Origin of the sequence: Methylobacterium sp. WL6 (assembly GCF_008040095.1) — a bacterium.
Classification (GTDB): Bacteria; Pseudomonadota; Alphaproteobacteria; order Rhizobiales; family Beijerinckiaceae; genus Methylobacterium.
Window position 1 is genome coordinate 1 of the sequence record NZ_VRVH01000230.1, and the last position, 7,398, is coordinate 7,398.

Annotated in this window: 9 protein-coding genes; 8 read left to right on the forward strand and 1 reads right to left on the reverse strand. The window is 69.0% G+C overall.

The window, feature by feature from the left end:
• A partial coding sequence (locus FV230_RS21625; RefSeq protein WP_147843869.1) for a chemotaxis protein CheW occupies positions 1-456 on the reverse strand: 456 nt, incomplete at its 3' end.
• A 429-nt stretch (positions 457-885) separates the two neighbouring features.
• Between FV230_RS21625 and FV230_RS21630 the strand changes: the two genes are divergently transcribed.
• The 8 genes from FV230_RS21630 (at position 886) to FV230_RS21665 (ending at position 7,311) form a co-directional block, all read left to right on the forward strand.
• Complete coding sequence (locus FV230_RS21630) at positions 886-2,661, forward strand: acetolactate synthase 3 large subunit (RefSeq protein WP_147843875.1); 1,776 nt, start codon at positions 886-888, stop codon at positions 2,659-2,661.
• A 135-nt stretch (positions 2,662-2,796) separates the two neighbouring features.
• Positions 2,797-3,339 (forward strand): acetolactate synthase small subunit, encoded by a 543-nt coding sequence (ilvN, locus tag FV230_RS21635; protein WP_147727992.1) that lies wholly within the window; start codon positions 2,797-2,799, stop codon positions 3,337-3,339.
• A 52-nt stretch (positions 3,340-3,391) separates the two neighbouring features.
• Positions 3,392-3,676 carry a MazF family transcriptional regulator gene (locus tag FV230_RS21640; RefSeq protein WP_147727991.1) on the forward strand — a complete coding sequence of 95 codons (285 nt, stop codon included), beginning with the start codon at positions 3,392-3,394 and terminating at the stop codon, positions 3,674-3,676.
• Positions 3,657-4,043 carry a type II toxin-antitoxin system PemK/MazF family toxin gene (locus tag FV230_RS21645; RefSeq protein ID WP_147843870.1) on the forward strand — a complete coding sequence of 129 codons (387 nt, stop codon included), beginning with the start codon at positions 3,657-3,659 and terminating at the stop codon, positions 4,041-4,043. The genes FV230_RS21640 and FV230_RS21645 overlap by 20 nt, the downstream gene beginning before the upstream one ends.
• Complete coding sequence (locus tag FV230_RS21650; protein WP_147843871.1) at positions 4,040-4,678, forward strand: glutathione S-transferase; 639 nt, start codon at positions 4,040-4,042, stop codon at positions 4,676-4,678. The genes FV230_RS21645 and FV230_RS21650 overlap by 4 nt, the downstream gene beginning before the upstream one ends.
• Positions 4,679-4,763: 85 nt before the next feature.
• Positions 4,764-5,399 (forward strand): TetR/AcrR family transcriptional regulator C-terminal domain-containing protein, encoded by a 636-nt coding sequence (locus FV230_RS21655; RefSeq protein WP_147843872.1) that lies wholly within the window; start codon positions 4,764-4,766, stop codon positions 5,397-5,399.
• A 32-nt stretch (positions 5,400-5,431) separates the two neighbouring features.
• Positions 5,432-6,451 (forward strand): ketol-acid reductoisomerase, encoded by a 1,020-nt coding sequence (ilvC, locus tag FV230_RS21660; protein ID WP_147843873.1) that lies wholly within the window; start codon positions 5,432-5,434, stop codon positions 6,449-6,451.
• Between the two features lie 206 nt (positions 6,452-6,657).
• Positions 6,658-7,311 carry a pyridoxamine 5'-phosphate oxidase family protein gene (locus FV230_RS21665; protein ID WP_147843874.1) on the forward strand — a complete coding sequence of 218 codons (654 nt, stop codon included), beginning with the start codon at positions 6,658-6,660 and terminating at the stop codon, positions 7,309-7,311.
• Positions 7,312-7,398 lie beyond the last annotated feature (87 nt).

The window sequence follows — 7,398 nt, forward strand, 5'->3', positions numbered from 1 at the left end:
CACGCCCTCGACCCGGGCGCGCTCCTCGGCGCTGAGCAGGCGCGCCGGGTCGAGGGCGTGGATCAGCCGGTCGCCCCGGGCGATCTCGGCGGAGACGCAGCCGTTGAGGCTCGCGCCCGCGGCGACGGGCCGGATCGCGGCGGCCTCGACGGCGACGAGGTCGGTCACCCGGTCGACGAGCCAGGCCGCGGCGGCGTCCGGCGTCAGGATCAGGTGGGCGTAGGGGCCCGGGTCGTGCGCGCCCTCGCGCAGGCCGAGAAGGCGCGCGAGGTCGACCACCGGAACCGGCTCTCCGCCGAGGTTGAGGAACCCCGCGAGCCAGCCGCCGCAGGCCGGCGGCCGGAACAGGTCCGGCAGCGGCAGCACCTCGCCGGCCGCGGATCGCGGCAGCGCGCATGGGGTGCCCGCGACGTCGAGGAGCAGGTAGCTGAGCGAGGCCGTCTCGGGCTGGGCCACCGGCGTTCCGTGCTCTCGCGCTCGTTGGGAGGGGGGACGAGGATCGGTGATAGGCCGGGCGCCGATGCGGGGCAATCGCGCCGCGCGCCGTCGGGCCGGGCTGCGGCAAATGCTTCGCAGAGGCCGGATCCTTCGCGGCGGCCCGGCTCTCCGCCGGAATGCCGTTGACCATCGCCGAGGCCTTCGTTAAGACACCGGTCACTTTTCACGCGGAGCGCCATGCGGGCGGCCCGCGTTGGGCGAGAGATCGATCCCGATGACGACGATCCTTATCGTAGCGGAAGCGCCACCGACGGGGCGGCCCTGATCTCAGGGCCGCGATCCGGGCGGTGGCGCATGCAGGGTCCCTCGCGGGGCCCTTTTTTGTTGCCCGCGCCGATCGACGACATCGAGACGACGAAGACCAGCAAGGCGAGCAGGAGGAAGACGATGGGCGGCGAGGTCATGACCGGGGCCGAGATGGTCATCCGGGCGTTCCAGGATCAGGGTGTCGACACGCTGTTCGGGTATCCCGGCGGCGCGGTGCTGCCGATCTACGATGCGCTCTTTCACCAGGACGCGGTCAAGCACGTGCTGGTCCGCCACGAGCAGGGCGCCGTGCACGCCGCCGAGGGCTATGCCCGCTCGTCGGGCAAGGTCGGCTGCGTGCTCGTCACCTCGGGTCCCGGCGCCACCAACATCGTCACCGGGCTGACCGACGCGCTGCTCGACTCGATCCCGCTCGTCTGCATCACGGGCCAGGTCCCGACGCACCTGATCGGCACCGACGCGTTCCAGGAATGCGACACGGTCGGCATCACGCGCCACTGCACCAAGCACAACTACCTGGTCAAATCGATCGACGACCTGCCGCGCATCCTGCACGAGGCCTTCTACGTCGCCTCTCACGGCCGCCCCGGCCCCGTCGTCGTCGACCTGCCCAAGGACATCCAGTTCGCGAGCGGGCTCTACGAGCGTCCCTCGGTCGACGGGCACAAGACCTACAAGCCGGCGGTGAAGGGCGATGCGGACAAGATCCGCGCCGCCGTCGAGCTGATGGCGCAGGCGCGCCGCCCGGTCTTCTACACCGGCGGCGGCGTGATCAATTCCGGCCCCGAGGCCTCGCGCCTGCTGCGCGAGCTCGTCGCCGAGACGGGCTATCCGGTCACCTCGACCCTGATGGGCCTGGGCGCCTTCCCGGCCTCCGACGACAGGTTCCTCGGGATGCTGGGGATGCACGGCACCTACGAGGCCAACCTCGCGATGCACGAGTGCGACGTGATGATCTGCGTCGGCGCGCGGTTCGACGACCGCATCACCGGCCGGCTCGACGCGTTCTCGCCGTTCTCGAAGAAGATCCACATCGACGTCGATGCCTCCTCGATCAACAAGGTGGTCAAGGTCGACGTCGGCATCGTCGGCGATTGCGGATCCGTGCTCGCCGACATGCTGGAGGCATGGCGCGCCCTCCCGGCTCAGCCCGAGAAGTCCAACCTCGACGGGTGGTTCGCCAAGATCCGCACCTGGCGGGCGCGCGAGTGCCTCGCCTACTGGCCCTCGGGCACGATTATCAAGCCGCAGCACGCGGTGCAGCGCCTCTACGAGGCGTGCAAGGACCGCGAGACCTACATCACCACCGAGGTCGGCCAGCACCAGATGTGGGCGGCGCAGTACTTCAAGTTCGAGGAGCCGAACCGCTGGATGACGTCGGGCGGCCTCGGCACCATGGGCTACGGCCTGCCCGCGGCTATCGGCACGCAGCTGGCCCATCCCAAGGGCCTAGTCATCGACATCGCGGGCGAAGCCTCGATCCTGATGAACATGCAGGAGCTCTCGACCGCGGTGCAGTACCGCCTGCCGGTCAAGATCTTCATCCTGAACAACGAGTACATGGGCATGGTGCGCCAGTGGCAGGAGCTGCTGCACGGCTCGCGCTACTCGCAGAGCTACTCGGAGAGCCTGCCGGACTTCGTCAAGCTGGCGGAGGCCTACGGCGCCAAGGGCATCCGCTGCGACAAGCCGGGCGACCTCGACGCGTCGATCGCCGCGATGCTCGACTACGACGGGCCGGTCGTGTTCGACTGCATCGTCGACAAGAAGGAGAACTGCTTCCCGATGATCCCGTCGGGCAAGGCGCACAACGAGATGCTGCTCTCCGACTATCTCGGCGAGACCGGCATGGAGATCGGCGACGTGATCTCCGAGGAAGGCAAGATGCTGGTGTAGCCTCTTGGTGGCAGCCCGACCCTGGGGTCGGGCTGCGGTCCGCCGCCTCGGCGGCGACGCGCAGCCGCACTTGCCTCGCGCCAGGGGTGCGAGACCGCGGATCGAACGAACTGGACGACGAGGACGCGCCCCGCGATGAACGCCATGAACACCCACTACCCCGATGCCGGCCGGATCGAGGCCGTCAACCGGCACACCCTCGCCGTGATCGTCGACAACGAGCCGGGCGTGCTCGCGCGCATCTCCGGGATGTTCTCGGGACGCGGCTACAACATCGAGAGCCTGACGGTGTCGGAGACGGAGGAGGCGCGCCACCTCTCGCGCATCACCATCGTCACCGCCGGCACCAACGCGGTGATCGACCAGATCAAGGCGCAGCTCGACCGCCTCGTGCCGGTGCACCGGGTCGTCGACCTGACCCTCCAGGGCAGCGCGCTTGAGCGCGAGCTCTGCCTGGTGAAGGTGGCGGGGCAGGGCGAGCATCGCGGCGAGGCGCTCCGGCTCGCCGCCGCCTTCGGCGCCAAGACGCTCGACGCGACGCTGACCTCCTTCGTGTTCGAGCTGACCGGCGCGACCGAGGAGATCGACCGCTTCATCCGCCTGATGACCGTGCTCGGCCTCGTCGAGATCTCCCGCACCGGCATCGCCGCGATGGGCCGCGGCGCCGACCCGATGTGACGGATTTCCGACGACGGTGCTAAGGTGCCGTCGCGATGCCGGAGGGCTGGGGATGCGGGCACGGCTCGAACGAAAAGGGGACGACCTCGTCCTCGCGGTGTCGGAAGACGACGTGCGCGAACTCGGGTTGGTGGTCGGCCAGGACGTCGAGATCCATCCTGTCCGGGTCGCATCCGCTTCCGAGCCCGCGCGGCGCTTCGTGAACGGTTTCCCGATCTACACGATGGCCGAGATGGCCGCGGAGATGCGGCGGCTCGGACCCGACTTCGAGCCTCCGACCGTCGATTGGGGGCCGGATGTCGGCTCCGAGATCATCGATGACGACGATCCCCGCTGAACGCATCCTCCGCCCCGGCGACTTGATCCTCGTCGACCTCGATCCTGTCCTTGTGACCGAGCAGCGCGGGCGACGTCCGGCCCTGATCGTTTCGACCCTCGAGATGAACACGCTGACCCGGCGGATCATCATCTGCCCGATCACACGGAACCTCGATCCCTGGCCGACGAAAGTTCTCCTGCCCGACGGCGTCGGCGCGGCGGGGGCGATCCTCGTCGATCAGGCTCGCTCGATCGATCGAAAGGCCCGAACGCTCCGGTCTCTCGGAGCCGTTCCCGCCCCCATCCTGCAGGAAGTCCGCTCGAAGCTGGCCGCTCTCATCGGCGTGCGCATCGGCGATGCGGCGGAGACAAGCGCGCGCCCATGACCACCCTCTACTACGCCCCCGGCGCCTGCTCGCTCGCCGCGCACATCGCGCTGGAGGAGGCGGGCGCGCCCTACGACACCGTGCGCCTCGACCTCGCCGCCGGCGACCAGCGCGCGCCGGAATACCTCGCGATCAACGAGCGCGGCCGGGTGCCGGCCCTGGTCGCGGGCGACTGGGTCCTCACCGAGAATTCGGCGATCCTGCGCCACGTCGCCCGCGCGCACCCGGAGGCGAAGCTCTGGCCCGAGGATCCGCGGGCGCAGGCCGTCGCCGACGAGTGGCTGTGCTGGCTCTCGATCAACCATCACCCGGCCTACGCCCATATCCGCCGGCCGGAGCGCTACAGCGACGACGAGGCGGCGCTGCCCGGCATCCGAGCCAAGGCGGCCGACACGTTCGGCGACCTCTGCACGATGACCGAGGTCCGGCTCTCGAACGGCGGCTGGGCTGTGCAGGATCGCTACAGCGTGGTCGACGCCTACCTGATGGTGTTCTGGGTCTGGGCCCGCGGCCCGACGCTGCGGTTCGACATGTCGGCCCGCTTCCCGTCCTGGACCGCCCACGCCCGCACGATGGCCGAGCGGTCGGCCGTGCAGGCCGTCTTCGCCCGCGAGGGCCTGCCGCTTCCCGCCTGACGCGCGCCTGCGACTGGACACCTTGCGGCCGCCGCCGAATCGCCCTATCAGGCGAACCGTACGGTACGGTACGGCTCGGCACCCGATGGCAGCAGGCTCGGCGATCCACGACGCGACCCCCTCGGTCCGCCAGCAGGCCGTGCTCGATGCGGTCCTGGACCTGATGGTGGAGGAGGGCGACCAGCTCACCATGGATGCGGTCGCGCGCCGGGCGAGCTGCTCGAAGGAGACGCTGTACAAGTGGTTCCGGGACCGCGACGGCCTGCTGACCGCGACGGTGCAATGGCAGGCCTCGCGCGTGCGTGCTGGGCAGTACGAGGCCCGCGCGCTCGACGTCGCCGCCCTGAGCGAGAGCCTTCGCGATTTCGCGACGACCTGGCTCGGCGTGATCTCGAGCCGGGCCTCGATCGCCCTGAACCGCATCGCCATCGGCGACGCGGCGTCTCGGAAGAGCAACCTCGGCAGCATCGTGCTCGCCAACGGGCGCTTCGCGATCGGCGACCGCCTGAAGCCGGTGCTGGAGGCCGGCCGCGCGGCGGGGCTTCTCGCCTTCGACGACAGCGAGACCGCCTTCCGGACCTTCTTCGGCCTCGTCGGCCGCGACGTGCAGATCAGACTTCTGCTCGGCGATGCGATCGTCTTCGACGCCGCCGAGATCAGACGCGACGCCGCCCGGGCGGTGGAGCAGTTCCTGGCCCTCTACGGCCAGCCCAAGCGCTAACCACAACCCCTTCACGAGAGAGGACACACATCATGCGGGTCTACTACGATCGCGACGCCGACCTGAACCTGATCAAGGGCAAGAAGGTCGTCATCGTCGGCTACGGCAGCCAGGGCCATGCCCACGCGCTCAATTTACGCGATTCCGGCGTGAAGGACATCGCCATCGCGCTGCGCGAGGGCTCGGCCACCGCCAAGAAGGCGGAAGGCCAGGGCTTCAAGGTGATGTCGGTCGCCGAGGCCGCCAAGTGGGCCAACGTCGTGATGATGCTCACCCCCGACGAGCTGCAGGGCGACATCTACAAGGAGTCGCTGGAGCCGAACATGAAGCAGGGCGCCGCCCTCCTGTTCGCCCACGGCCTCAACGTGCACTTCAACCTGATCGAGCCGCGTCCCGACCTCGACGTGCTGATGGTCGCCCCGAAGGGCCCCGGCCACACGGTCCGCGGCGAGTACCTCAAGGGCGGCGGCGTGCCGACCCTGATCGCCATCGCCCAGGACGCCTCGGGCAACGCCCACGACCTCGGCCTGTCCTACGCCTCGGCCAACGGCGGGGGACGTGCCGGCATCATCGAGACCACCTTCAAGGAAGAGTGCGAGACCGATCTCTTCGGCGAGCAGGCCGTGCTGTGCGGCGGCCTCGTCGAGCTGATCAAGGCCGGCTTCGAGACCCTGGTCGAGGCGGGCTACGCCCCCGAGATGGCCTATTTCGAGTGCCTGCACGAGGTGAAGCTCATTGTCGACCTCATCTACGAGGGCGGCATCGCCAACATGAACTACTCGATCTCGAACACCGCCGAGTACGGCGAGTACGTCACCGGCCCGCGCATTGTCACGTCCGAGACCAAGGCCGAGATGAAGCGCGTCCTGGACGACATCCAGTCGGGCATCTTCACCCGCAACTGGATGCTGGAGAACAAGGTCGGCCAGACCTCGTTCAAGGCCACCCGCGCCAAGCTCGCCCGTCACCCGATCGAGGAGGTCGGCGCCAAGCTCCGCGGGATGATGCCGTGGATCTCCGAGAAGGCGCTGGTCGACAAGACCAAGAACTGATTCTCTTCGGACCTTCGGTCGCGCCGTTCCCGACGACCGTCGACGAGGAAGGCCGGCCCCGTGGAAGCGGGGCCGGCCTTTTTCATGCGCCGGCCAAACGCGGCAATTGCCCGCGCGGACGTTTGAGGGGACAGTGCCGCCGCGAAATTCCGGGACAACTCGGCGACGCAAGGATCGCGGAGGCTCGGGCGGCTCAGGAGGAAACCATGGCCTCGCTCTATTCGGACGCGCACCGTGCGCTCCAGCAGGAATTCAAGACCACCAAGCTCGCCGACCGCCTCGACACCCAATGGGTGCACGAGACGATCCAGGACGACGAGGCGGCCTTCATCGGCTCGCGCGACATGTTCTTCCTGTCGACCGTCGATCCCGACGGCATGCCGACCGTCTCGTACAAGGGCGGCAGCCCCGGCTTCGTGAAGGTGCTGGACGACCACACCCTGGTGTTCCCCGGCTTCGACGGCAACGGGATGTTCTATTCGATGGGCAACATCGAGGGGCAGGCCAAGGTCGGGCTGCTCTTCATCGACTTCGAGACGCCGCACCGCATCCGCGTTCAGGGCACCGCCACGCTGCTGCGCGACGACCCGCTGATGGCGCGCTACACCGAGGCCAAGTACCTCGTGCGCGTCGACGTGTTGAAGATCTGGGTCAACTGCCCGCGCTACATCCACAAGTACGAGAAGGTCGCGCAGAACAAGTACGTCCCGACCCCCGGCAGGGAGACGCCGCTGGCCGCGTGGAAGCGCCTCGACCTCGCCGGCGACGTGATCTCCGACGCGGACAAGGCCCGCGTCGCCAAGGAAGGCCGCCTGGAGGTTCCGGAATACCAGGCGCTGGTCGCCCGCGGCGAGGCTTAGGCCTCATGCGCCGAGCTGGCGCGCGAGGTCGGCGAGGTCGGCGGCCGCGAAGGTCACCGGCACGCTCGGCGCCGTCTCGCCGCCGGC

What these genes read in the sequence shown, in the direction of transcription:
- ilvC (WP_147843873.1), top strand. Translation starts at nt 5,432, where the DNA reads ATGCGGGTCTACTACGATCGCGACGCCGACCTGAACCTGATCAAGGGC.
- ilvN (WP_147727992.1), top strand. Translation starts at nt 2,797, where the DNA reads ATGAACGCCATGAACACCCACTACCCCGATGCCGGCCGGATCGAGGCC.
- FV230_RS21630 (WP_147843875.1), top strand. Translation starts at nt 886, where the DNA reads ATGGGCGGCGAGGTCATGACCGGGGCCGAGATGGTCATCCGGGCGTTC.
- FV230_RS21650 (WP_147843871.1), top strand. Translation starts at nt 4,040, where the DNA reads ATGACCACCCTCTACTACGCCCCCGGCGCCTGCTCGCTCGCCGCGCAC.
- FV230_RS21665 (WP_147843874.1), top strand. Translation starts at nt 6,658, where the DNA reads ATGGCCTCGCTCTATTCGGACGCGCACCGTGCGCTCCAGCAGGAATTC.
- FV230_RS21640 (WP_147727991.1), top strand. Translation starts at nt 3,392, where the DNA reads ATGCGGGCACGGCTCGAACGAAAAGGGGACGACCTCGTCCTCGCGGTG.
- FV230_RS21645 (WP_147843870.1), top strand. Translation starts at nt 3,657, where the DNA reads ATGACGACGATCCCCGCTGAACGCATCCTCCGCCCCGGCGACTTGATC.
- FV230_RS21655 (WP_147843872.1), top strand. Translation starts at nt 4,764, where the DNA reads ATGGCAGCAGGCTCGGCGATCCACGACGCGACCCCCTCGGTCCGCCAG.